This window comes from Lentilactobacillus hilgardii, from assembly GCF_009832765.1.
GTDB lineage: Bacteria > Bacillota > Bacilli > Lactobacillales > Lactobacillaceae > Lentilactobacillus > Lentilactobacillus hilgardii.
In genome coordinates, this window is the sequence record NZ_CP047121.1 from 97,385 (window position 1) to 122,378 (window position 24,994).

Here is a 24,994-nt window from a genome sequence, read left to right on the forward strand (position 1 = left end):
GATCATCTATTTGAGATAATCCCGCTTTCTTTCAAATAAGAAGACAGAAAGTGCGGCAATCATGGTAAAAGGAAGTGCCATTTTGTATCCTTTCGTAAAGGCATCCGTCATGTGTTGTTTAGTATCTGACCTAATGACTTTAGCAACTGCTTTGATTTGAGTATTTTGTTCCGCAACTTCTCTTTTAACAAGTTTAGAGATTTTAGCATGAATCAAGGCTTTTTGCTTTTGCAGCATCAGTTTGGTATTTGGCATTTTTGCAATCGTTTTTTGATAATTAGCTTGAATCAGTTGATTGGTTTTTGCAGGAGTAATCCCCTGTTTACTGGTTGAATCGGTTGTTTTTCCATTGTCCGAAATGGCTTTTCTAACATTAATCGCAACATCCGTTTTTGCTTTGGCTGATAGCTGGGTTGTCTCTATTCGGGTGTTTGCCTGAATAATGGACTGATGTCTTGCGGTAGCCAGGTTGGCCGTGAGGGCAGAGACAAATATCGCTACTGCCAGCAACGTACCGATTTGACGAAATACGTCAAGGACGCTTTGGGATGCAGAAAGCAGCTTTCCGGTAAAGTTTGATGCACCCAAAACAACGAGTGGTCCGGCGATAATTCCAAAGCCACCACCGATTAATAGTAAACTGATAATGGTTTGGCCATAATGGGCGGGGTTAACAATCGAAAGAATCATATAGCCGGCAATTATTTGAAGGAACCCCACGGAAACAAGTAGTCGTGGCCCAATTTTATCATTTAATATACCGCCAATTGGTGAAAAGATGAAAATCATAAACGAGGTTGGCGTGATCATAAAAGCAGCAGTTAGTTCAGATTTATTGAGGATATTAGTGAAGAAGGAGGGCATGATGACTAAGACAGCTACCAAGAAGATTTCTGTCAAAATAGTAACTAAGGAAGCACCGGTGAATTGACGACTTTTGAATAAGCCTAATGGCACCATCGGATCTTTAGTGACGTGTTCAGCGACAATAAAACAGGCAAGTGACACGATAACTGTCGTGAATAGTCCAATGATAAGGCGGCTGGACCATCCCCAGTCATTACCCTTAACCAAGGCTAAAGTTAAAGCTAATAATGTGCTCATTGAAAAGAGCATGCCCCAAAGATCAATTCGAGCTTTAAAGCGATGTTCATTTTTTAGTGGCAATAGTCCGCAGCAGAGAATGAGGACAATTAAAATTAAAGGCAAGTTAATTAAGAAAACATAACGCCACCCCAAATATTGAGTGACAATACCACCGATGGTTGGCCCAAAGGCTGAAGCAAATCCTTGAGTCACACCCAAGGCGGCCAAGACACCGGTCCGGTGTTTAACATCGGTTGTTGAAATACCGATGGTCATACTTGCGGGAAAAATAATTGCTGCGCCCAGGCTTTGAATCCCTCGGCCGATAATTAAGAATTCAGCACTGTTGGCTGACCCGGATAGTAGGGATCCCAGTGCAAAAAGCACTAGTCCAACCAAGTATGTCTTGTTTCTCCCGATAATATCGGCAATTCTCCCAAACGGGATGGTAAAAACCGCAAACGTGATGGTGTAAATATTTAAAGCCCATGATAAAGTTCCCAAATTTACATTTAGACCGCTTTGGATTGCAGGCAGTGCGATATTCATGACGGTTGTATCCAGCATACATAAGAAGATACCGATCATCATGGAAAAGATGATTAATTTTTGTTTGATACGCATGATAAAAACTCCTTTTTTAGTTTAAAATAACAGTGCAGGTGATTATGTTGGGCTTGGTTATTGTCGACAAATAACCCGGGCCCCAGATGTTTTCATTACCCTTCAATCGCTTGCTTTGTAGATTATCATGGGGTATCTTAATTAAGAATCTTTTGTTGACAAAAGGAGGGATTTTGTAAACGATGTCACCTAAGGAGTTAAAGGACCAGAAATTGACCGATATCTTTAAAGCTTTAATGGGCTTGCTAAAAGGTCAGTCATTCGAGGAAATTTCAATTACGGAACTCGCAAAACGAGCAGGCGTGTCCAGAGCGTATTACTACAAAAATTTTGTGACACTGGAGGATATTGTCAGCCAATATGAAATGTTGCGAATCATTAGCTATTTACGTCAGCTCCCGGATGGATCGAGATTAACGCTGCAAACGTTAATGACACATTATTTTCAGCTCGTTTTGGATGATCAGCGGGACCAGCTGATCTTAATTTCTGCCGGTAAAGAACAAGTTTTAATTAAAACATTTCATACCGTTTTGGTATATCTGCTTAAAAACAAACTGATTCCATTAACTGATCGAACGACTGATTCTTATTGGGGTGACTATTTTTCCGGTGCAGTTATTAACTTATCAATTAGCTGGCTTAAGCAGGGAGCAGTAGAACCACCAGAGTATATGGGTAAAAAGGTTGAAACCTTTGCTAATTAAATTAAAAGAGGCTTCTAGGGGGATTTTTCAAAGATGATTTTTTATACTTATGATTATTTACATACATCACAAAATACTTGGCAGTATGCGCGAATTGTGATCACGTGTGTACTGGTTTTGGCTTTTCTCTTATTTTTGATTCAGTATTGGCGGCATCGGTTCGATATAAAGTATAAGGATCTAAGTATCATTTTTGGGACGTTGTTACTGTTGATTTTGGGGATGCAATATAACGATTTTAGTAATATTCAAAATTCGATTAAGCAGTCTGGTCAAATGACAACGGTCGTTAAAGCTGTTGCCAGACAACTGAAAGTATCCAAACAGGATATCAGTGTCAACTCAACAACCCCAAATGATAATGTGTTGGTTAAAACACCAAAAGGGTTCTTTCGAGTTGACTATAATACCGATGGTTCTCAATTCGTTTTAGAGCAGGTAATTCTGCATGATTCAGATGCTGTTAAGGTTGAGGGGGAAAAATAATGTTTACGTATTCTGATGTTATGTTGAAATTAATAGTTGGTTTTGTTTTTATTACGCTACTGATTAATTTGACTGGAAAAGGGAATTTAGCACCTACTTCGGCAATGGATCAGCTTCAGAACTATGTATTAGGTGGTATTGTCGGAGGCGTTATTTACAACCCGGCAATTACAATGGCCCAGTTTATTGTTATTTTGTTGCTGTGGTCATTATTGATCATGGTTACCCGATATTTAAAAACACATATTCACTGGTTCGGTAAGTTTGTGGAAGGTGATCCGATTACAATTGTGAGAAATGGGAAATTACTTGTTGAAAATTGTTTGAGGGCAAATCTGTCAGCAAAAGATGTCGATTTTAAATTAAGAACCGCCGGCGTATATGATATCGCCGAGGTTAAACGGGCAATTGTGGAACAAAACGGCTCCGTCACGGTCCTAAGATTTGGGGCGGGAAGCATTCGATATCCTGTGATTATTGACGGTCAGGTTGATCCGGATGTCCTTGATATGATGGATAAGGATCAGTCTTGGTTGGATACTGAATTGAAGCAACATGGGATTGATAACATTAAAGATGTGTATATGGCGACGTTTCGGAATAGTAAGTTGGAAATTGTTAAATATGATCAAAAGGATGAGTGAACGTGACAATCAGTTGCTTTAACTCTAGGTGTTTCACATGAAACAGTGAAGAAAGCATTTATTAAATAAGGAACGGAGCGCCTTAACAAATAAAACGCTCTGTTCCTTTTTTGAATAGTGACTAGATCTTATTGGATATTTAGTTAAGAAAAATAATTAAAAACTCAACCATTACACGTTATAGTTGATGATAATCAAGAAAAAGAGACGTGAACCTAGTTGATGTAACAGGACGGTTGCTCGACAAAAGGATATTCCCACATTAAATTTAAGTGTATAGACGAAAGGAGAATTAAATGGATTTTGGAGAGCAGCTTCAAATACGACGCAAACAATTAAATTTAACTCAGGCACAATTAGCACAAAAATTACATGTTACCAGACAAACGGTTTCACGTTGGGAGAACAATGCAACGTATCCTAATTTGGATATTTTAGTTGAAATGAGTGATTTTTTGGACCTTTCGCTTGATAAATTATTGAAGGGATCTGATTCAAAGATGGTTGAAACGATAAGTAAGGATGTCAGGCTGAAACAACGTTACCGGAAGTGGTTGATCAGTATTGGAATCTTGTTTTTGCTACTTCTAGTGTTTCTCGGTGTATTAAGCTGGGGGCGTCATAGTCAAAATGAAATGATCGACCGGTTTAATCCATTTTTGAAAACAACATATGGATATGCATTGTTACCGGAGAAAACGCCACCCAAACGGGAAAAATCAATAATAACAGGGTCAGATGGAAAAAGACACCAAAAGTGGATGAACGTTCCACAACCTGTTAATGCTCGTGTAGTAACAAATCCATTTGGTGACGGTGAATGGCTGAAATTTCAAGTAGGGGCGATTCCGGAAAAAGGGATGAATTACGCTGTGGTCTTGCACAAGGGATCATATGTAAAGCGGGCAAGGCTGGTAACCAGGTCGGACATTCCGAGTCTGATTCGATCAATCATGGGACAGAACGATCAGTATATGCCATATACTTATAAACTGTTCGGTCCCAAAGGTTCTTGGAACCCATTTCACTAGGTTGGTTAACTGATACTAGGAATCAAATTGAACCAATGATGACTTACGGTCAAATAAATTAAGAGCATACTAAGGATAATTGAAATTGCTAAGGAAATAAGGCTTGACCACCAAAGAGGACTTTTGAACGTTCTGTGTGATTGCTGCCATACCACAAAAAAGGATGGTATAATCCCCAAAATGGGAATTAATCCAAGTATCATGATGATAATCGAGAGGTACAGATCTATTCTTTTTATTTTTTCAAGTTCTTTTTGTTGAAGAAGATTAAAAAAGTGAAGAAATTCCTCTCGATCTGATTCGATTTGTAGATCAAAAGAATGATTATCTTTTACAAAATTATCAAGGGGTTCATCATAAACTTTACTTAAAAGGGTTAAGTTGTAAAGATCAGGACGGGAATGCCCGTTTTCCCAGCTGGAAATCGATTGGCGTGTCACTCGTAGTTTATCAGCAACTTGTTGTTGTGAATACCCTTTTCTTATGCGGGCTTTTTTCAGTTGACTTGGAAGTTGATCCAAAAAAGTCATCTCCTTATTTAGGGCTAATTGTTGGTTTGATAAAGCGGGGGATTTTATGATCTTGGTGAAACCCTACAATTATGTATATACGGATTTATCGCTTCATTTTTTTCGACATATTAAATAAGAGTGGCTGGGACATAAGTCCAAAAAACATTACTTTTTAAAAAAATCCCGTGAAATCAGCGCTTTTTGTAAGCTGATTTCACGGGATTTTCACTTTGGGGTAGGAACGTTGTAATATTGATTTTTGACTATTGTCCCAGCCTCTTATTTAATGAAAGTTTGGAAAAATGTTATAGTTCAGAATCTTTGCTTTCAGTATTAGGAATTGAGACAGATGATTTTTCCCTTGACGACCAAAGGCCAAATCCAATACACCAGATTAAGCCAGCGATTGCCGGTATGGTGCCATCGCCATTGAAGAACAGGCTTAAATAGATGATAATAAAGAAGCCGATTAATGCCGGATCAATCCATTTATAGCCCTTTAGAACAAATCCATTGGGGTCGAAGTCGATGGATTGACGATATTTGTAATGGGCGATCACCGTTAGAAGATAAACAACCAGTGCCAAGTCACTTGTCGCCGAACAAATGAGGGTAAAGGCATTTTCAATTCCCGGGATACTGCTGATAACCGGAGCCAACATGATTAGAGCAGCCGAGAAGACGATAGCTTTTGCCGGTACGCCACTTTTAGAGACAGATTTGAATTTTGGCATTAGCGTTCCTTGGGACTCCGAAGCGAGTTGATAAAAATGTCGACCTGCTGAATAAAGAAAACTATTTAACGAAGAGGAAGCAGACGTTAACACGACGAAGTTAATGACGCCTGCCGCTGCCTTTAAGCCAGCCAATGCGAAAACCTGAACAAATGGGCTTTGATTGGCACTTAAACTGTGCCAGGGATAAATCGCCATAATCACGATGATGGCACCAATATAAAATAATAATATTCGGTAAATTGTTTCATTAATAGCTTTTGGGAGTACTTTATGAGGATCTTTTGTTTCAGCCGTGGTAATGCCCACAAATTCCATTCCTTGAAAAGCGAAGAAAACCATCGGAAAGGCACCGATAAAGTTTACGATCCCATTAGGGAAGAATTTAAAGCCTTCGAAAATATTATTCAGACCGGCGTGTCCAATCGGTGTTTTAAAGCTGGTTGTTACCATAATAATTCCGGTCACAATCATCGCAATGATGGCAATAATCTTAATCATCGCAAACCAAAACTCTGCTTCGCCGAATAGTTTCACGGCAATAAGATTGACGGCTGCCAGAATCACCAAAATAGCGATTTGAATCATCCATGCATCAATATTTGGAAACCAAAACCGAACATACGTGGAAATGGCGGTTAGTTCAGCCATTCCAATGAATATTAATTCCAGCCAATATGACCAACCGGCAAAATATCCCATTTTAGGGCCCAGGTATCGACTGATGAACGCGATAAAAGTATGTTCTGATGGATCCTTGTATAACATTTCACCAATTGCTCGCATCATTAGAAAAAAGAAGATACCAATAACCGCATAAATAAAGATAATTGATGGGCCGGTTTTTGTGATGGAAGTTCCTGCACCTAGAAATAAGCCGGTTCCAATCGTGCCACCCAACGCAATCATTTGAACATGGCGGTTGGATAATTCCCGCTTTGTGCCATCGGCATTCATTCGGATCTTAGATTTTTCTTTCATACAACATAATTTCCTTTCTTTGACCACTTATGTCAGTGACGCTTTGCAAACTGAATGTTAATGAATAACATATAAATAAGTGCTTAACCTTATCAAAAGTGACAATTTCATGTCAACATGCGAACATTAAAAGCAACTATTAATTGGATTGTTTTGATATAAAGCTTTGTTATAATTTATGCCATAATTAAATAAAATGCAAGCGAAAGATTAAAATTATCTCATAAATTATTAATTATAAAGCAGCCTTATAGGTTGCTTTAACACTGTTTTGTTAGAATTACACAATATTTATTCAGGCGGTCCAATATTATTAATTGACTTCTCATAAAATTGTTATATTATTAACAATAACATTCACTCAACTGGATGCTGATTTTTAATCGAGTGTTGGTTGTTGAAAGGCTGTCACACTTTTAAACTTCTCGGAGGTGTACCATCATGGAATTAAACGATATTAATCCAAATGTGTTAAACGTCAAACCCTCTTCTATGCGAGAATTTGACCATGAAATTAGTGCTGACCCGCAAATTGTTAAACTAACTTTGGGTGAGCCAAACTTTGATGTGCCTGCCCATATTAAGCAGGCTGCTATAGATGCGATTAACGATAATTATTCGCACTACCCATACTTTTGGGGCTATGCGGAACTCCGAGAAGCCGCGGCGAAATATTATCAAGAAAAGTTTGGCTATCACTATACTGCAGATCAAATTGTTGTGACAGTCGGTGCAACTGAAGCTGTTGCTGATGCGGTTGCAACCCTGTTTCAGCCAGGTGATGCGGTTATTTTACCATCACCTGCCTACCCGTTATATGATGCTTCAATTGCAATGCATGGCTTAAAGCAGGTTCGCATTGATACCAGCAAAACGGATTATATTTTAACACCTGAAGCTGTTCAGCAAGCAATTGATGACAATCCCGGTTTAAACATTCGGGGGTTGATTATCACTGATCCAAACAATCCAACGGGGGTTGCCTATACTGAAGAACAACTCAAGGCCTTGGTACCGGTTTTGAAAGAGAATCGGATTTGGGTCATTAGTGATGAGATTTATGGTGAATTGACGTATGGGCAAAAACACTGTACGCTTTCAACGTGGTTACCAGATCAGACTGTTATTGTGAACGGGCTTTCGAAGTCCCATGCGATGACCGGATGGCGGTTGGGTTATGTCTTTGGACCAAAAGGGTTTATCGACGAAATTGCCAAAGTTCATCAATTTACAGTAACAACACCGACCTCAATTGTTCAATATGCAGCTATTGAAGCAATGAAGCATGGCCAAAATGATGCAGAAGTCATGCGGAAGCAATATGAAAAGCGTCGGGACTTTGTCGTTAAGAATATGAGAGAAGCCGGTTTTGATGTCGTTCATCCAGGCGGTGCCTTTTATGTTTATGCTAAAATTCCAGCCAGCTTGCATATGGATAGTTGGACCTGCGCACGTACGTTGGCTAAAGACTACCATATTGGTTTATTCCCGGGTGCCTCGTTTGGCGACGATGCGTCTATTCGAATTAGCTATGCTGCCAGTGATGAGGCCCTGAAAGCAGCCATGACGGCTATTAAGAAATTAGTGGCTGATAAGAGTGTTGTTGGCGATAAATAAAAAGAAAATTCTTAAAAAAGTAAGCAAGATTTAAGCTCTCAATTTTAATTTTGAGGGCTTTTTATTATGGTATGATGAATTTAAATCATTAATTGGATTACGAAAGGTTGTTGACTATCATGCCATCCGAAGAACAAAGAATGCTTTCCGGTAAACTATATAATGTCTATGATAAAGAGCTTGGCAAAAAATATGAGCGAAAGGATCAACTGCTTCATCAAATTAATTTCCCGATACCTGATGTGGACCCGCAAGCTAAATTGACAGAATTGATTGGAAAAATGGGGCAAAACTGTTACATTGAACCACCGTTTTTCTGCGATTTTGGTGACAATATCACATTGGGTGACGATGTTTATTGTAATACAAACTGTATTTTTCTTGACTCTGGCAAAATTAGTATTGGCAGTCGAGTTTTAATTGGACCACGGGTAAACTTATTTGCGGCCGGTCATCCCATTGATGCCGGTGTTCGAAATAAATGGTTGGGATTTGGCAAACCGATTACAATTGGCGATAACGTTTGGATTGGTGGCGGCACAACGGTCAACCCTGGTGTGGCGATTGGTAAAAATGTTGTTATTGGATCGGGATCTGTTGTAACAACGGATATTCCGAATAATGTCGTTGCTGTTGGTAATCCTTGCCATGTTTTACGCAAAATCACCGAGCAGGATAAAATTTATTGGCAGGCTGAAGAAACCGATTATGTAGAAGATAGAGGGCCACTTGGAAGCCCGGATATTCAATGATTATAAAAAACGAAAGAAAAGTTGGACAAAAAAGTTGCCCAGCTTCTCTTTCGTTTTTTAGTTAGTTTCAGCGAAAAAAAGACTAATTTATTTTTCTTTCCTTCATCGTTAATGACAATAATAAAGCTGCAACCGCAATAATCAAGGTAAAAATAAACCCTAAATGAACGCCATTGGTAAAAGCAATTTGATGAGTCGTTGCAGACAACTGTTGGCCAAATCCCAACAAAGCTGTGGCGATTGCGGTGGCAATGGCGCCAACAATTTGTTGGAAGGTGTTCATGATTGTACTGCCGTCGCTGGAAGTGCGTTGATCAAGAGCACTTAATCCAAATGTTTGAGATGGTGACATCGAAAGCGGCACCCCAATCATCATCACGATGTGTGCTAGAATGACATACCAGATCGGTGATGTTGAATTGGCGAATAAGAATAGGACAATTCCAATGATTGTCATTGCGAATCCGGAAACGCTTAACAGACGTTTACTGATTAAATCGGAATAACGGCCCGCAATGGCTGAAACAGCTGCATTGACGATACCACCGGGCAGCATAACGATACCGGTTAATACAACCGGTATTGCAAGGCCATTTTGCCAGAACATTGGGAGCAGGTACATAGACGATAAAATGATACCGAAATCCATCATCACTAAAATGGCACCGGTCCGATACTGGCGATTTGCGAAAATGTGAAAATTTAAAATGGGCTCAGTCGCTGATAGCTGACGTTTAATGTACCAAGCTAATAAGATGATTGCTGCAATTAACGTCGCAATAACGGTTGGCGATCCCCATCCCTGATCACTGGCAAGGCTGACACCGGTAACCAACCCACCAAAACCTAAAGTCGAAAGGATAATCGAAAAGACGTCAATTTTGGGTTTTGTGATGTGACCAACGTTTGGTAAATACTTCATGACAAGAATCAAGGCAATAATTAGAAATGGGACGAACATCCAAAAAATCCATTGCCAAGATAAAACACCTAGAATCATACCGGACAGCGTTGGACCGATTGCCGGTGCAAACATGATCACTAAGCCAATTAATCCCATTGCTGCACCAAGTTTATATGGTGGGAAGATTAAAGTAGCGACCGTAAACATCAATGGTAGGATCAAGCCGGTCCCAATTCCCTGAATCATGCGACCGATTAATAAAACCGGGAAACTACTTGCTAAAGCTGAAATAATGGCACCGACAATAAAAGCAATGATTGCAAAAACAATGATCTGCCGCGTTGAAAAAATACGAGACAGTAAACTTGAGAGTGGTAGTACAATTCCGATAATAAGCATATAACCGGTTACCAGCCATTGAATGGTACCAATATTAACGTGCAAGGCAGTCATTAAGCTTGGCAGTGCAATGTTCAAGGAAGTTTCGCTTAACATTCCGACAAAGCCGCCAATGAGCATACCCAGCATTGCAATAAACGGATGTGTGACGGGTTTGGCAGCCTGATCTTTCTTTTCTTGCGCCAAAGCGTCACGAGTTTCTAAAGATTTTTCCATAAGTAAAAAACGCTCCTAATTCTAATTCTCTATATCGTTATCGTGTCAACAACCCCTTAGGGCATTTGATCATGGTAGCATAAATAAAAGATTCTCGTAAGTTTTATTTTCAAACATAGGTGAATTAACAAATAATTTAGAAAGGAAAAAACCGATTTTTTCGTGTTTAAAGTAGTTCTCATAAATCAAAAACGAAAAAACCGTTTATTGATCGTGTGATATGCTTAAAAGTAATAAAATGTTTTATAATAATTTCATAAAATGTGACCATTTATCATTAAATTTCTGGTAGAATGTAACATAACGATGTAATTTTAAACAGCTTTTCTAGTGCTGAGTGGATTTATATCAAAAAATATTTTGACAGAAAGTGGGTCGTTCTTGTGAGTAATGCAAAATCTTACATTGAATCAGTTAAGGATACAATTCAACGTCGTGATCCAAATCAAACAGAGTTTCAGGAAGCGGCTTTTACCGTTTTGGATACTTTGGAGCCGGTTTTAGATAAACATCCGGAGTACATCAAAGCCAATTTATTGGAAAGATTGGTTGAACCTGAAAGGGCAATTCAATTTCGGGTGCCTTGGCAATCTGATGATGGTCAATTCCATGTTAACCGCGGTTTTAGAGTTCAATTCAATTCTGCAATTGGTCCTTATAAGGGCGGCCTAAGATTACACCCTAGTGTTAGTTTAGATGTTGTAAAATTTTTGGGGTTCGAACAGGTTTTGAAAAACAGCCTGACTGGTTTGCCAATCGGTGGTGCTAAAGGTGGCAGCGATTTCAATCCGAAGGGTAAATCAGACTCTGAAGTGATGCGATTTTGTCAAAGCTTCATGACCGAATTGCAGCGCCATATTGGTCCGGATTTGGATGTGCCGGCTGGTGATATTGGCGTTGGCGGACGCGAAATCGGTTTCTTATTTGGTGCTTATAAACGTTTAAACGGTTACCAAAATGGTGTTTTAACAGGTAAAGGACTGACTTTTGGTGGAAGCCTTGCCCGACCAGAAGCAACCGGATTTGGCCTTCTGTATTACACGCATGCGATGCTTAAGGCGTTGGGAGACACGCTAACTAATAAGAAAATTAAAGTGTCTGGCGCTGGAAATGTTGCGACCTATGCGATTCAAAAGGCAACTGAATATGGGGCAACCGTTATTACCTGCTCCGATTCTGATGGTTATGTGTACGATCCAAACGGTATCGACTTTAAGCTTGTTAAGCAAATCAAAGAGGTAGAAAGAGGGCGCATCAAGGAATATGCGCAACGGGTTGAAACGGCTGAGTATCACGACGGATCTGTCTGGGACTTTGATATCAACTATGACATTGCCCTGCCTTGTGCAACTCAAAATGAAATCAGTAAAGATCAGGCAAAATTAATTGCCAAGGATCGGGTAAAGTATGTCTGTGAAGGTGCAAATATGCCAAGTGTTCCCGATGCAATTGCAACATATCGTGATAATAATATTTATTACGGGCCGGCAAAGGCTGCTAATGCGGGTGGTGTTGCTGTTTCAGCTTTGGAAATGAGTCAGAATAGTGAACGGCTCTCGTGGAGCTTTGAAACCGTTGATAATCGGCTTCATGATATTATGGACAATATCTTCGAAATATCTGAAGCTGCAGATAAAGAATATCAATTAAATCAGGATTACCAAGCAGGTGCGAACATTGCCGGCTTTGAAAAAGTGGCACAAACAATGATGGCTCAGGGGCTTGTTTAAGGGTACTTTTTTCCTGCATTCAAAGTTTGGTGCGATAAAATAATAGCGGTCAGGCAAGTTTACTATTTGCCTGACCGCTATTATTTCGCTGACTATTTAGTTAAGATAGGCTATCGCGACTTGTTTGAATAGTTGTTGCATATTTAAGAATGTTGCAATTTCAACATATTCGTTTGATTGATGGGCAGTTGTGTTACCGGGACCAATAATTAAGAATTCGCCAGTTGAATTATGCCGGCGGAACTCTGAAGCATCAGTACCCATTGATGATCCAATAGTTGGTAAAGGGAGTGCTTCACGAAGCGTGGCTTTTGCGTGTGCTTGCAGTATAGTCGCTAACTGGTTCGTGCCCCTGTTTGCAACGGGGTTTTCGCTTTGCTCCACGTCCAGCTTCAAATCAAAGTTAGGCTTCTTATTGAGTTCACGAACAAGTTCTTGAAGTTTGTGAACCAACTTTTCGTTTGGTAGTTCCGGAATTGTTCGAACCTTAACTTTTTCGTAAGCAAGATCCGGAATACTATTTACCTGCTTGCCGCCTATAAAAACATCGGGTGCATAAACTGTTTTTCCCAAGTTTGGATTTCGTTCGGTTAGGGAATGATAAAGGGCTTTTTCCGCAATATAGTATTGAACTAGATTGTCAATTGCGTTAATGCCCAGTTTTGGCATTGAACTATGTGCCGCTTTTCCGTGAGAAGTAACCGTATAACTCATCCATCCCTTATGGGCGTTTATAATGAAGTGCTGTTCAGGTGCACTTGAATCTTCAAGCGCCGTGTATAACTCATCAAGCTTTTTGGGAGAGATTATGGCAGCACCGCTCGAAAAATAAGTATCCAACTGATCAGTCGGGACACCGGTTGGTTCTGAAAAAAGCATGGCATCGAGATCATCGCCATATCCTTCATTAGATAAAAAAGCGGCCCCTTCTTCGGTTAATTCTTCTGAAATTGTTGCAAGAAGTCGGAGTGTTCCGTGCTTAGGAAGGTTCTGATCGTGAAGGTCAATCATTGTGATGATAAATTGAGCCAGCCCGGCCTTCATATCAGAAGTGCCCCGCCCGTAAATCCGTCCGTCCTTAAGTGTTGCCTCAAAAGGCGGTGTTTTCCAAGTACTTAATTGGCCTTCGTGAACGGTATCCAAATGACCACTGAAACCTAATTTAGGATGTTGACCATCACCAATTTCGGCGACAACGTTGCTTCGCCCAGGGAATTGGATAATTGATTTGGCGGCGATTCCGTGTTTATGAAGCAGGCTAACTAAATAATCAGCTGCTTGTTGTTCATTATCATTAACGGTGCGAATGGCAATCAGGTCACGGACAATTTGAATTTTATCTTTTTCTTTCATAAAAATATCGACTCCATGCTTTCTATGATATGTGTCATCGTTAAGTGGCATATAATATTAGGTGTTATTAGGCATAAAAATCTTAGAATTTGATTAGAGAACAGCTTTCGATCATTGTCCCAATTTCTAACCGGAATGTCAATTAAGAAAGTCAGACAAAGACCATGCGGCGTTTAAATTAATGTAACAATCGTCCGTGCAACGTTGCATTCTGGTTAGGGTATGGTATGTTTATTAGCAAACAAACACAAGGAGGAATTGCGATGACATGGATTATACTGGGTGTCATTTTAATCATTATTATTTTAATGATTGTAGTTTTATATAACGGCATCGTTTCTCAGCGAAACTTGGTCGATGAAGCAGCAAGTCAAATTGATGTTCAATTACAACGACGAGCCGACTTACTACCCAATCTGCTTGAAACGGTTAAAGGTTATGCTAAACATGAACGGGAAACGTTAGCAACAGTTACTCAAATGCGAGCTGCTATTTCGGATCCAAGTGCCAGCTTGTCAGATAAAGTTAAAGCTGACAATCAATTAACCGGTGCTTTGAATCATTTGTTTGCGGTCTCTGAAAATTATCCGGACTTGAAAGCAAATCAAAACTTCCTATCGTTACAGGAAGAATTAACGAATACCGAGAACAAAGTCGCCTTTTCTCGTCAAAACTATAACAGTAACGTGATGGCCTACAATAATAAACTACAGACTTTTCCAAGTAACCTGGTTTCCAAATTCGGAAACTTCCCGGTTCGTGATTATTTGGAAGCACCAGAGGGCTCTAAAGAAGTTCCTAAGATGAAATTCTAGGTTTTAAGAGGGGTTTCATAAAATGGAAACGATTAATCAACAAATTATACAAAACCGAAGACGCACTTGGCTGGTACTCGCAGGGTTTATCTTTTTAATTGCTGTGATTGGCTTTTTACTTGGTTTGATTTTTGCTTACCAAAGCGATCAAGCTGATATAATGGTGCCAATATATACCATGCTGGGGTTTCTGGTCGGTGCTGCTATTTATACATTTTTCGTCTATATGAGTGTCACAAATATCTTGATGAGATCCAGCAAAGCCCGTCAGCTTCAGGAGTCAGACGATCCAACGTTGTTTAACATTGTTAGCGATCTTTCATTGGCTGCTCATATTCCGACACCCGATATTTACATGATGGATGAACAAGCGCCCAATGCGTTTGCGACCGGTCGTGATCCGCAGCACGCTGCCGTAGCTGTGACAAGCGGATTGCGAGAAATGATGAATCGAGAGGAACTTGAAGGCGTTTTGGCGCATGAAATTTCTCATATCAAAAATTATGATATTCGAGTTTCATCGATTACAGTTGCATTGACGACTTTCATTGCCGGTGCCGGTGCCGTTATGATCATTGCCGGCATTAGTATGATGCGGGGTGGCAATTGGCTTGGATTCTTTGGAGGTGGTAGTCGTGATCGGGATTCCAAAGATTCCAGTTATTTTTGGTTGGCTGTTTTGGCGTTTGGATTTATCGTGTGGCTTGGTGGTTGGATTGTCAAAATCATTGGGGTTCCAATTGCTCAAATCATGCAATTCGCAGTTTCCAGACAGCGAGAATCGTTGGCCGATGTTTCAGGCGTCAACCTTACCCGGGATCCTCAAGGATTAATTGACGCTTTAGAGGCGTTAAAGGATGATTCAACACCGATGAAAAACCCTGAAGCCAAAGGTGCCGCTCTTTATATCAATGAACCAACCAATAAACATGGGCAAACACCATTTTTAGTTAAACTATTTGATACCCATCCGCCACTAGATGAGCGGATTGATCGGCTTAAGCGGCTATTAGGTGAACATTAACTCGATTTTATTTTTAAATCTTTTTTCAATTTATCTTGACAGTCTCTCTTTGACGCGGTAATATTCATGGCAAGAAATTTAATTAAATTCTAATACTTACTTGCGACGAAGAGAAGAGTAGAGAAATTAGTAGTGTTGTAGAGCGACCACTGTTGGTGAAAGGGTGGACAGGAACATTTCTTGAAGATGAACTCTGAGCAATTATCAAAAGTGAAAGCTTGCGGTACGTGGGAAACACGATAAAATTCCGGGCATGTTTGTGCCTTAGAGGCAGCGATGGTAACATCGATGCGAATAAACGGGTGGTAACACGATTAAAAGTCGTCCCTGTGCAGATTATTCTGTACGGGGACGACTTTTTTGTTTGGAAAGCGAGGAAATCATATGTCTGAATTCGATACAAAGTTAGTTCACGGTCAATCGCAGCATGATAATCAAACCGGTGCGGTTAATGTGCCAATATACAATTCATCTACTTATATTTTTCCAAAAGTTGATTCTAAAATAACCTGGGATTATGCACGCTCTGGCAATCCAACACGAAACTACCTGGAGGATCAGTTGGCAGCACTTGAGAATGGTACTCAGGGATTTGCATTTTCATCTGGTTTGTCGGCAATTCATGCCGTTCTGTCAATCTTTTCTCCTGGGGATCATATTATTATTGGTAACACGATTTATGGCGGTACATTTCGGTTAATTAACCAGTTTTTTAAACGTTGGGATCTGAAGTTTACCGAAGTTGACACGCAAAATTTGGATGAGGTTGAAAAAGCGATTCAGCCGAATACCAAAGCAATTTATTTTGAAACATTTACAAATCCATTATTGAAAGTTACTAGCGTAAAGGCTATTTCCAAGGTTGCCAAGGCACATCATCTGCTGACGATTGTTGACAACACATTTCTAACTCCTTATCTACAGCGTCCATTGGATCTTGGTGCCGATATCGTGGTTCATTCTGCTACAAAATATTTAGGTGGCCATTCGGATGTGGTTGCTGGAATCGCGGTTGCTAAAGATAAAGCCATTGCCGATCGGATTTACTTTAACCAAAACGGGGTTGGTGCTGTGCTTTCCCCTGAAGATTCGAATTTAATCCGGCGAGGGATCCAAACCTTGGCCGTTCGATTGGACCGCCATTTGAGTAATGCTGCCAAAATTGTTGCGTTTCTTCAAAATCGACCAGAAGTTTCTAAGATTTATTATCCAGGGATTGAAGGGTCAAAAGATTATGAAATTGCGACCGCTGAAACGAATGGTTATGGTGGGATTGTGTCATTTGAATTGAAAAAGGGACTAAAGACTACTGAGTTTGTCGAGAATCTGAATTTAATTCAACTAGCTGTTAGTTTGGGCGCTGTTGAAAGCTTAATTGAGCTTCCTTACAAAATGACCCATGCGGAATTATCGCCGGAAGAACAGTTGGAGGCGGGTATTACCCATCAACTGGTCAGACTATCTGTTGGTATTGAAGATCCAAAGGATTTAATTCACGACTTATCACAAAGCCTTGATCAGCTGTCAAAAGACAAAGTCATCGAAGAATCATCCGGTAGATAGTTGATGCTATTTTGCAGAAAAGATTGATTGACGTGTTGAGCGAATGAGTAAGTTTTTATTGGTTTTAAGAGAGCCGGAGTTGCTGAAAACCGGTATCTGATAATGACTGAATATGGTTCGTGAGCGTATACACCATATCGACTAGTTTAGGTATGATCGGCTGCCGCCGTTATCCGGTTTGAGAAAGTTAATTTCTTACTGAGGGGTTTCTTTGTGAAAAGGAACCCGAACAAAGGTGGCAACACGTGAAAAACGTCCTTATGTCGTGAAGACAGAGGGCGTTTTTTAAAACATAAAATGAGTTGGGGAGATCGTTAGTCATGAATTACAAGAAAGTATTGGGAAGTATCGTTGGTGTATTGGCAGTGACATTAACTTTGGCAGGATGTGGGAGCAATTCTGCTAAACAACAGGCAACTAAAGATTACAAATATGGATCAGTGACGATTCCTGCAAAGGACGGGTCTATCTGTAATGCACCAAATTACATTGCTTATGAAAAGGGATTTTTCAAGAAGAATGGATTAAAAGCAAATTTGGTTGCCAATCCTCGAGATATTAGTGATCTTGAAGCTGGTTTTGCCAGTGGTAAGTATGATGCTCAAAATGGCGATTTTCAGTATTTGCCGGCTATTCAAAATGGTGCCCAGATTAAGGCTGCCGGCGGGATTCATCAAGGTTGTATTAAATTATTGGTACCAAAGAATTCCAATATTAAAAGTGTCAAGGATTTAAAGGGAAAAACCATTGGGATTCCGGCACAAGGATCAACACCACAATATGTGACATCGATTGCACTACAGCATGCGGGACTTGATCCTAAAAAGGATGTGACATGGAAGGTCTTTAGTACCGATTTGTTGGCGAAGGCTGCCCAAAAAGGTGAGGTTGATGCCATCGGAACAGTTGATCCATATGCTTATCAAGCACAAAAACAAGATGGATTCAAAACCATTGTCGACAACAATAATGATAACGGCAATAATGCTATGGCCAAAATGGGTATGAAGAAAAAAGGGTCTTGCTGTTACCTGTATCTCTCTAATAAATTAATTCAATCCAATAGCAAAAAAGCCAAGGCAATTGTGAAGTCATATCAGGAAGCTGCGGCATGGATTAACAAACATCCGGAAGAAACAGCCAAAATTGAATTGAATAAGGGATATGTTTCAAAAACGAAATTCATTAACGTCGCCAACGTATCACAAATCATTAAAGACGAACATTTCGATTTAAATTTAACCAAAGGTAAATCGGATTTGAATTATTATATCAGTCAGTTAAAACAGGCGGGTTACCTGAAAAAAGATACCAAAAATGCACAATTATTGAAACAAGCTTACTGGAATCCAAAATTAGGAAACTAGATTGGGGGATAAATGATGTTAGATGCTGTCACGTTATCTAAAAAGCAGCGCAGTAAAGCTGTTAAACAGGATAAAGCAGAAACTAAATATTGGAAGCCATGGCGAACCAGCTGGAATATTTTGAGTTTGGCTGCCGTTATAGCTGCCTATGTTGAAAACCAATTGGTACCATCCCAGGAGTTGGTTAATAACGGCGCGTACAAATGGTTTCTGATTGCTTACTTTATTTATTTAGTTGCCGTCTATGTTATTGGGGCCGTTGTTCATGGCAGGATTAGAGTGTATGGCGGACATTTTGCACAGCTAAATGCAGTTTTGGGTCTCTTGCTTATTGGGCAAGACTTATTAACAGAGAAATTTGCAGTCATTAAATTACCATTTTTTGTTAGTTTTGCTCAAATTCTTGATCAGATAAAAACAGATCAAAAGCTATTGATCGAATCAACGTGGTCGTCACTTGGATTATGGCTGATTAGTTTTATTATCGGGACGTTGATTGGTGTTGTCCTGGGGCTCTTTATGGGACGTTATAGACAGTTTAATTACTGGTCATTTCCCTTCCTGAAAGTTATTGGGATTATTCCGGCGGCTGCCTGGATGCCCCTAACGATGGTCATTTTTCCGACCAGTTACATGGCAGAAATCTTTTTAATTGCGTTTGCGGTTTGGTTTCCGGTTGCGTTTATGACGATTGGAGGCGTTCAGAGTATTTCAACGGATTATTTTGAATCTGCTAAGACATTGGGCTTTTCAGAATTTCAAATTCTTCGAAAAGTCGTAATCCCCGGTGCGTTACCAAATATCTTTATTGGTATCTTCACAGCGATGGGCCTTTCATTTACGATGTTGGTTATTTCTGAAATGATTGGCGCAAAAGTTGGGCTTGGCTGGTACATCAACTGGGCTAAAGGTGTCGGTAACTATACGCAGGTGTACGCAGCCATTGTCATTATGGCGGTGTTGTTCTCAGTTATTTTTAGCTTTTTAAATAAATTACAAGAGTACGCACTTCGTTGGCGTCAACGATCAAATTAAGAAGGGAAGATGTCCTATGGTTCAACTCTCTGTCCAAAACGTTAATCGAATCCTGCATGATAATGCCGGTCAGCGGATTAATGTTTTGGAAGACATTAATCTAAGTGTCGGATCTGGTGAATTCATTTCAATCATTGGTCCGTCTGGTTGCGGGAAAACGACATTGCTACGACTTATTTCAGGATTGGATCGGCCGGAGGAAGGCAAAGTAACAATTGATGACCAGTTGATTACCCGTCCCGATGTATCAAGAGGTTACGTCTTTCAACATGGTAGCCTTTTTCCTTGGGAAACAATCAGGGAAAATATTAGTTCAGGTTTAAAGGCTGTCCATGGTAGGCATTATGATAAAAAATTGGTGGACCACTACATTGAGTTAATGGGATTGAAAGGGTTTGAGTCGGCTTATCCCCATCAAGTTTCAGGGGGAATGGCACAGCGGGCAGCTCTGGCAAGGTCAATTGTCTTAAGACCGGAATTATTATTACTCGATGAGCCGATGGGAGCATTGGATGCTTTCACAAGGGCCGATGTTCAGGACGTTATTCAGCGGGTATGGAAGCAGACTAAAACAACAATGATTTTGGTTACACATGATATTGATGAAGCGATTTATTTAGGAACCCGCATTGTTGTCATGACACCGAGACCTGGCAGAATTAAGGAAATCGTTAGCAATCCGCTTACCTTTCCAAGAGATCGAACAAGTAATCAGTTTTTGGAATTTAGAAGAGAAATTCAAGATAAATTGAATTTTGGGGTTGCAGAGAACTAAATACATTATTTGAGGAGTGGCGTATTTGAAAGTAAAACATATCATTATCAGTGCATTAGGGTTGTTACTGGTTGCCGGTGGTCTTGCAGGCTGTGGCAATAAACAAAGTGCTGATTCAACGAAGGGTTATAAGAACGGAACAATTACAATTCCGGCAAAGAATGGATCTATTTGTGGTGCTCCTAACTATATTGCCTACGAAAAAGGGTTTTTCAAGAAAAACGGCATTAAAGCAAATCTGGTTGCCAAGCCAACCAATATTGCTGATTTGGAAGCTGGTTTTGCCAGTGGTAAATATGATGCATTAAATGGAGATTTTCAATATTTGCCGGCAATTCAAAATGGTGCTCAAATTCAAGCTGCAGGTGGTATTCATCAAGGTTGTATTCAGGTACTGGTCCCAAAGAACTCGTCTATTAAATCCGTTAAAGATTTGAAAGACAAAACCATTGCGACTCCAGGGCAGGGATCAACACCTCAATTTGTTGCTTCGATTGCGCTCCAGCATGCAGGAATTGATCCTAAAACAGGTGTCACATGGAAAACTTACGATTATGACTTATTAGCCAAGGCAGCCCAAAAGGGTCAAGTAGATGCAATTGGAAATGTTGATCCATACGCCTATCAAGCAATCAAAGAAGATCATTTCCGGGTAATTGTTGATAATAACAATCATGCCGGAAATAATGAAATGGCAAAAATGGGCATGAAAAAGGATGGTTCCTGTTGTTACTTATACCTTGCTGATAAACTGACCAAACAAAATCCGAAGAAAGCTAAAGCGATTGTTAAAGCTTATCAGGAGGCTGCTGACTGGATCAACAAGCATCCACAGCAAACCGCTTCAATTTTATTAAACAAGAAATATGTTTCATCCAGTAAATTTGTTAATCAGAAAAATGTGTCTAATTTGATTGCCAGCTACCATTTTGGGTTGAAAAAATCAAAGGGTAAAGCCGACGTGACTTACTATGCAAATCAATTAAAGCAAGCAGGATTTTTAAAATCCGATACAAATGTTAAGCAACTGGTAAATAAAGCATATTACGATGGCTAAATATTGATGGAGGTGACCAGTGTGAGAATAAAAGTGTCAAAAGAAAAACAGTTTATTGAACGGATATACAACGGTTATGGCTTTTCACGCAAAGACAGTGCTTTAATTGCCGATACCCTGGTTGATGCCGATTTACGCGGCATTACATCGCATGGTGTCCAACGGCTTGCCATGTATGACCGAAAAATCAGATCAAAGTATATTATCCCTTACAATAAATGGACGGTGCTCAATCAAACGAAAACCAGTGTTTTAGTAGATGCCAATCACACAATGGGTCAGCTCGTATCAGTATTTGCGATGGATCATATCATTAATAAGGCACAGCGTCATGGCCTTGCAATTGGAATTGTACGGAACTCTAATCATTTTGGTGCTGCTGGGTATTACGCCAGAATGGCTGCCAAGAAAGGACTGATCGGGATTACATCTACAAATACTAACCCGTTACTGGTACCGCCACATGCAAGGCAACCATTCTTGGGTAGTAATCCACTTGCGTTTGCGTTTCCGACCAGGACGGGGTCGTTTGTATTTGATGCGGCAACGTCAACCGTTTCTCTTGGGAAAATCGAGGTTTTGCTGAAAAATAACCGACAGGTACCCGGAGAATGGGCGATTGATGGGAACCGTGAACAGCAAAATGATCCGCAGACAATTCTTGATGAACTTTCACGAGCGCATCGACTGGGTGGCATTTTGCCATTGGGAGGACTTGATGAGGCCAATTCAAACTATAAGGGATTTGGTATTTCTTTAATCGTTGAGTGTTTAACATCGATTTTGGCTCAAGGGTCGATTTCTGCCGATCTTGGGAATAAGAATCATGATATTAGTCATTTTTTTCTGGCACTTGATCCGACGTTATTTGGGAGTCTTGATGATATTGAAGGATCTTTATCAGACATGCTGGAAAGAATGCGTCATTTAGACCATTTACCTGACGACGAGATTACAATTCCCGGAGATAAAGAAATTCAAAACTATGATAAAAATCAGACTAACGGTGTTGTTGTTGACGAAAAAACGTTAAACGAAGTGAATGAAATTGCTGATCGGCTTGGTGTTTCCGAGTTGGTAACTTCAAATACAATCAGGGAGTGATCAGGTTTGACTGAAGAAAAATTTGATACATTACGAATTCACGGCGGATATGATCCGGCCAAGCATAACAATTCCGCAACGGTTCCAATTTATCAGAATGTCGCTTTTGCACTGGGTTCCGCAGAAAGAGGCGAGGCCGTCGCTCAGGGAACCGTTCCTGATGCTTATATGTATTCTCGGGTTGGCAATCCAACGGTTGGCGTCCTTGAAAGACGACTGGCGGCATTGGATGGTGGCACGGAGGCAGTTGCTGTTGGCTCAGGCATGGCCGCAATTACTTATGCCATTTTAAACGTTGCAGAAGGCGGTGGTAGAATTATTGCACCATATGACATTTATGGTGCGGCACTGGATGAATTTGAAACACTTTTTCCAAAATATGGCATTAATTTTGATTTGGTTGGCAATATTAATGATTTTGACGAGGTAAAGTCATTGATTCAACCTGATACAAAGGCAATTTATGTAGAAAGTGTTGCAAACCCGACAACAGAGATTTCGGATGTGGAAAAATTGGCCCGAATTGCTCATGAGGCTCATATTCCACTCATTGTTGATAATACTTTTTCAACGCCTTATTTGTTCAAACCAATTCAGTATGGTGCAGATATTGTCGTTTATTCATCTACAAAAGGAATCAGTGGGCATGGCAACGTTGTGTCAGGTGTGATTATTGATGGTGGGCATTTTGACTGGGAAAATAGTCAATTTCCACAGTTCCAGGAAAATGAATTTATTTTGAAAAGTGCGGAACATCCAGAAAATTATAGTTATACGACCGTCTTTAAAAACCAAGCGTTTATCAAACGAATTCGGATGAAGTATCTTCGCCTAATGGGCGCGGTTTTAGGACCATTCGATGCTTATCTGGAGTTGGTCGGGTTGGAAACAATTTCCGAACGGCTGGATAAGGAAGTGGCAACCAGCTTAAAAATTGCCAACTATTTGGAGAAAAATCCACATGTAAAAGCGGTTTATTATACCGGATTACCTGATTCATCCCAGTATTCTTTGGCTAAAAAGTACTTTCCAAAAGGAATCGGAACTGTGCTGTCCTTTGAGTTGAACGGGACAGCTGAGCAGACAAAGAAAGTTGTCGATGCGGTTAAGTTATTTCTGTATTTACCAAATGTAGGTGATAGTCGGTCACTGATTGTCAACCCAATTAAAATTACGCATCGAGAGGTGCCCGAGGATCGTCGAGCAGCCAGTCACATTACGGATCAATTGCTTAGATTGTCAATTGGACTTGAGGATAGTGACGATTTAATCAGCGACTTGGATCAAGCAATTAAAACAGCATTTGAATGAGGTGAATCTTTTGACGATTGACACAAAGACCAATATTCTACCAGAAATTATTAACCTGAGACATCAATTCCATCGTCATCCAGAACTGTCCAATCAGGAATTTGAAACAACCAAGCAGATTGCGGCAATTCTTTCAAATTGGGGAATTTCAATTGTTCCAACGGATTTGGATACCGGTTTATTGGCTGAAATAAAAGGCGGTCAACCCGGACCAATGATTGCGCTGCGTGCCGACATTGATGCGTTACCGGTTCAGGAACAAACCGATTTGTCTTTTAAGTCTGAAAATCCCGGTGTTATGCATGCTTGTGGTCACGATCTTCACTTTTCAAGTTTACTCGGTGCTGCTTATGTTTTAAATGCACAAAAAGAAACGTTGAAGGGAACGGTCAGATTATTGTTTCAGCCGGCTGAAGAGGCTGGTCATGGTGGTGATCAGGTATTGGCCAAGCATGTTTTGGATGGCGTACGGGGGATTGTCGGGTTCCATAACAACCCTAATCTGCCGGTAGGACAAATTGCGTTGCAAGCCGGTCCTTTGATGGCGGGATGCTATCGATTCCTAGTGACCATTCATGGTGCGGGTTCACATGGTGCCAGACCTGAAAAAGGAAAGGATCCAATTATTACTCAAGCGGCAATTATTTCTCAGCTGCAGACCATTGTTAGTCGAAGTAATAATCCCTTTGATGCAGTAGTCGTGAGTGTGACAAAAGTTCGCGCCGGTAAAACCTGGAATGTACTACCCGGCGTTGCAACGCTTGAGGGGACAGTCCGGACATTCTCAGATGAAAATACGGCATTGGTAAAAAAACGATTTTATTCAATTGTAAATGGTATCGCTGATGCCTATGAGCAAACGGCTGATATTGATTGGAGCGTTGGCGCTTACCCGATTAAAAATGATCCTACAATTACAGCCGTTGTTAAGAGTGGGTTAAAAGCTAAGGTCATTAAGCCCGAGTTGACAATGACAGGTGAGGATTTTGCAACGTTTGAAGCACAAATCCCCGGAACCTTTGCATTTATCGGGTCAAACGGCCGTCCAAATGCTTCGGATTTACATGATCCGGGTTTTGTTGGCGAAGATGAAACCATTTCTGCTGCAATTGATTATTTTGTCCAAAGTGCAAACAGTTTATTGACTTACTTTAATTCAAAATGAGG

General features: G+C 40.2%; 22 protein-coding genes and 1 other annotated feature. Of the genes, 17 read left to right on the forward strand and 5 right to left on the reverse strand.

Translation table 11 applies throughout. The features are described from left to right. Window positions 1-6: 6 nt before the first annotated feature. Window positions 7-1,710, reverse strand: coding sequence for an MFS transporter (locus GQR93_RS00480; RefSeq protein WP_003551188.1), 1,704 nt, complete (start codon window positions 1,708-1,710; stop codon window positions 7-9). A 182-nt stretch (window positions 1,711-1,892) separates the two neighbouring features. On the opposite strand from GQR93_RS00480, the gene GQR93_RS00485 reads away from it, so the two are divergent. The 4 genes from GQR93_RS00485 (at window position 1,893) to GQR93_RS00500 (ending at window position 4,578) form a co-directional block, all read left to right on the forward strand. Then, window positions 1,893-2,417 carry a TetR/AcrR family transcriptional regulator gene (locus GQR93_RS00485; RefSeq protein ID WP_003551191.1) on the forward strand — a complete coding sequence of 175 codons (525 nt, stop codon included), beginning with the start codon at window positions 1,893-1,895 and terminating at the stop codon, window positions 2,415-2,417. A 33-nt stretch (window positions 2,418-2,450) separates the two neighbouring features. Continuing rightward, window positions 2,451-2,903, forward strand: a complete 453-nt coding sequence (locus GQR93_RS00490; protein WP_003551194.1) for a DUF3290 domain-containing protein — start codon at window positions 2,451-2,453, stop codon at window positions 2,901-2,903. After that, a complete protein-coding gene (locus GQR93_RS00495; RefSeq protein ID WP_003551196.1) occupies window positions 2,903-3,547 on the forward strand; it encodes a DUF421 domain-containing protein in 645 nt (214 codons plus the stop codon). The genes GQR93_RS00490 and GQR93_RS00495 overlap by 1 nt, the downstream gene beginning before the upstream one ends. 296 nt (window positions 3,548-3,843) lie before the next feature. Continuing rightward, the gene (locus GQR93_RS00500) at window positions 3,844-4,578 is read left to right on the forward strand and encodes a helix-turn-helix transcriptional regulator (RefSeq protein WP_003551198.1); all 735 of its coding nucleotides are present in this window, start codon (window positions 3,844-3,846) and stop codon (window positions 4,576-4,578) included. A 5-nt stretch (window positions 4,579-4,583) separates the two neighbouring features. Here GQR93_RS00500 and GQR93_RS00505 read toward each other — a convergent pair whose 3' ends face one another. Both GQR93_RS00505 and GQR93_RS00510 read right to left on the reverse strand, forming a co-directional pair. After that, window positions 4,584-5,108 (reverse strand): helix-turn-helix transcriptional regulator, encoded by a 525-nt coding sequence (locus GQR93_RS00505; RefSeq protein WP_003551200.1) that lies wholly within the window; start codon window positions 5,106-5,108, stop codon window positions 4,584-4,586. Window positions 5,109-5,395: 287 nt separating this feature from the next. Further along, window positions 5,396-6,805 (reverse strand): amino acid permease, encoded by a 1,410-nt coding sequence (locus GQR93_RS00510; RefSeq protein ID WP_003551202.1) that lies wholly within the window; start codon window positions 6,803-6,805, stop codon window positions 5,396-5,398. A 441-nt stretch (window positions 6,806-7,246) separates the two neighbouring features. On the opposite strand from GQR93_RS00510, the gene GQR93_RS00515 reads away from it, so the two are divergent. Continuing rightward, complete coding sequence (locus GQR93_RS00515; protein ID WP_003551204.1) at window positions 7,247-8,422, forward strand: aminotransferase class I/II-fold pyridoxal phosphate-dependent enzyme; 1,176 nt, start codon at window positions 7,247-7,249, stop codon at window positions 8,420-8,422. 119 nt (window positions 8,423-8,541) lie between these two features. Continuing rightward, window positions 8,542-9,174, forward strand: coding sequence for a sugar O-acetyltransferase (locus GQR93_RS00520; protein WP_003551206.1), 633 nt, complete (start codon window positions 8,542-8,544; stop codon window positions 9,172-9,174). 82 nt (window positions 9,175-9,256) lie between these two features. Here the strand turns inward: GQR93_RS00520 and GQR93_RS00525 are convergent, their stop codons facing one another. Continuing rightward, window positions 9,257-10,693: a DHA2 family efflux MFS transporter permease subunit gene (locus tag GQR93_RS00525; protein ID WP_003551208.1), complete on the reverse strand. Its 1,437-nt coding sequence runs from the start codon at window positions 10,691-10,693 to the stop codon at window positions 9,257-9,259. 383 nt (window positions 10,694-11,076) lie between these two features. Here GQR93_RS00525 and gdhA point away from each other — a divergent pair, with 383 nt between their 5' ends. After that, entirely contained in the window at window positions 11,077-12,423 is a 1,347-nt protein-coding gene (gene gdhA, locus GQR93_RS00530) for an NADP-specific glutamate dehydrogenase (protein WP_003551212.1), read from the forward strand. A gap of 96 nt (window positions 12,424-12,519) precedes the next feature. Here the strand turns inward: gdhA and GQR93_RS00535 are convergent, their stop codons facing one another. Next, window positions 12,520-13,827 (reverse strand): M20/M25/M40 family metallo-hydrolase, encoded by a 1,308-nt coding sequence (locus GQR93_RS00535; RefSeq protein ID WP_003551213.1) that lies wholly within the window; start codon window positions 13,825-13,827, stop codon window positions 12,520-12,522. Between the two features lie 212 nt (window positions 13,828-14,039). Here GQR93_RS00535 and GQR93_RS00540 point away from each other — a divergent pair, with 212 nt between their 5' ends. From GQR93_RS00540 to GQR93_RS00585, 10 genes are all read left to right on the forward strand, one after another. Then, a complete protein-coding gene (locus GQR93_RS00540) occupies window positions 14,040-14,591 on the forward strand; it encodes a LemA family protein (protein ID WP_035444201.1) in 552 nt (183 codons plus the stop codon). Between the two features lie 22 nt (window positions 14,592-14,613). Then, window positions 14,614-15,615, forward strand: a complete 1,002-nt coding sequence (locus GQR93_RS00545; protein ID WP_003551217.1) for a M48 family metalloprotease — start codon at window positions 14,614-14,616, stop codon at window positions 15,613-15,615. Between the two features lie 384 nt (window positions 15,616-15,999). Beyond that, window positions 16,000-17,178, forward strand: a complete 1,179-nt coding sequence (locus GQR93_RS00550; protein ID WP_003551220.1) for a trans-sulfuration enzyme family protein — start codon at window positions 16,000-16,002, stop codon at window positions 17,176-17,178. Between the two features lie 26 nt (window positions 17,179-17,204). Beyond that, window positions 17,205-17,441 (forward strand) — a binding site (T-box leader). A gap of 57 nt (window positions 17,442-17,498) precedes the next feature. Then, window positions 17,499-18,545 carry an ABC transporter substrate-binding protein gene (locus GQR93_RS00555; protein ID WP_003551222.1) on the forward strand — a complete coding sequence of 349 codons (1,047 nt, stop codon included), beginning with the start codon at window positions 17,499-17,501 and terminating at the stop codon, window positions 18,543-18,545. A gap of 12 nt (window positions 18,546-18,557) precedes the next feature. Further along, window positions 18,558-19,580 carry an ABC transporter permease gene (locus tag GQR93_RS00560; RefSeq protein WP_003551224.1) on the forward strand — a complete coding sequence of 341 codons (1,023 nt, stop codon included), beginning with the start codon at window positions 18,558-18,560 and terminating at the stop codon, window positions 19,578-19,580. A 16-nt stretch (window positions 19,581-19,596) separates the two neighbouring features. Further along, window positions 19,597-20,355, forward strand: a complete 759-nt coding sequence (locus GQR93_RS00565) for an ABC transporter ATP-binding protein (protein ID WP_003551226.1) — start codon at window positions 19,597-19,599, stop codon at window positions 20,353-20,355. 25 nt (window positions 20,356-20,380) lie between these two features. Further along, window positions 20,381-21,412 carry an ABC transporter substrate-binding protein gene (locus GQR93_RS00570; protein ID WP_187117499.1) on the forward strand — a complete coding sequence of 344 codons (1,032 nt, stop codon included), beginning with the start codon at window positions 20,381-20,383 and terminating at the stop codon, window positions 21,410-21,412. Window positions 21,413-21,418: 6 nt separating this feature from the next. After that, the gene (locus tag GQR93_RS00575; protein ID WP_159298822.1) at window positions 21,419-22,516 is read left to right on the forward strand and encodes an Ldh family oxidoreductase; all 1,098 of its coding nucleotides are present in this window, start codon (window positions 21,419-21,421) and stop codon (window positions 22,514-22,516) included. Window positions 22,517-22,522: 6 nt separating this feature from the next. Then, a complete protein-coding gene (locus GQR93_RS00580; protein ID WP_003551232.1) occupies window positions 22,523-23,827 on the forward strand; it encodes an O-acetylhomoserine aminocarboxypropyltransferase/cysteine synthase family protein in 1,305 nt (434 codons plus the stop codon). Beyond that, window positions 23,820-24,992, forward strand: coding sequence for an amidohydrolase (locus tag GQR93_RS00585; protein ID WP_003551234.1), 1,173 nt, complete (start codon window positions 23,820-23,822; stop codon window positions 24,990-24,992). Before GQR93_RS00580 ends, GQR93_RS00585 begins: the two co-directional genes overlap by 8 nt. The last annotated feature ends 2 nt before the right edge of the window (window positions 24,993-24,994 follow it).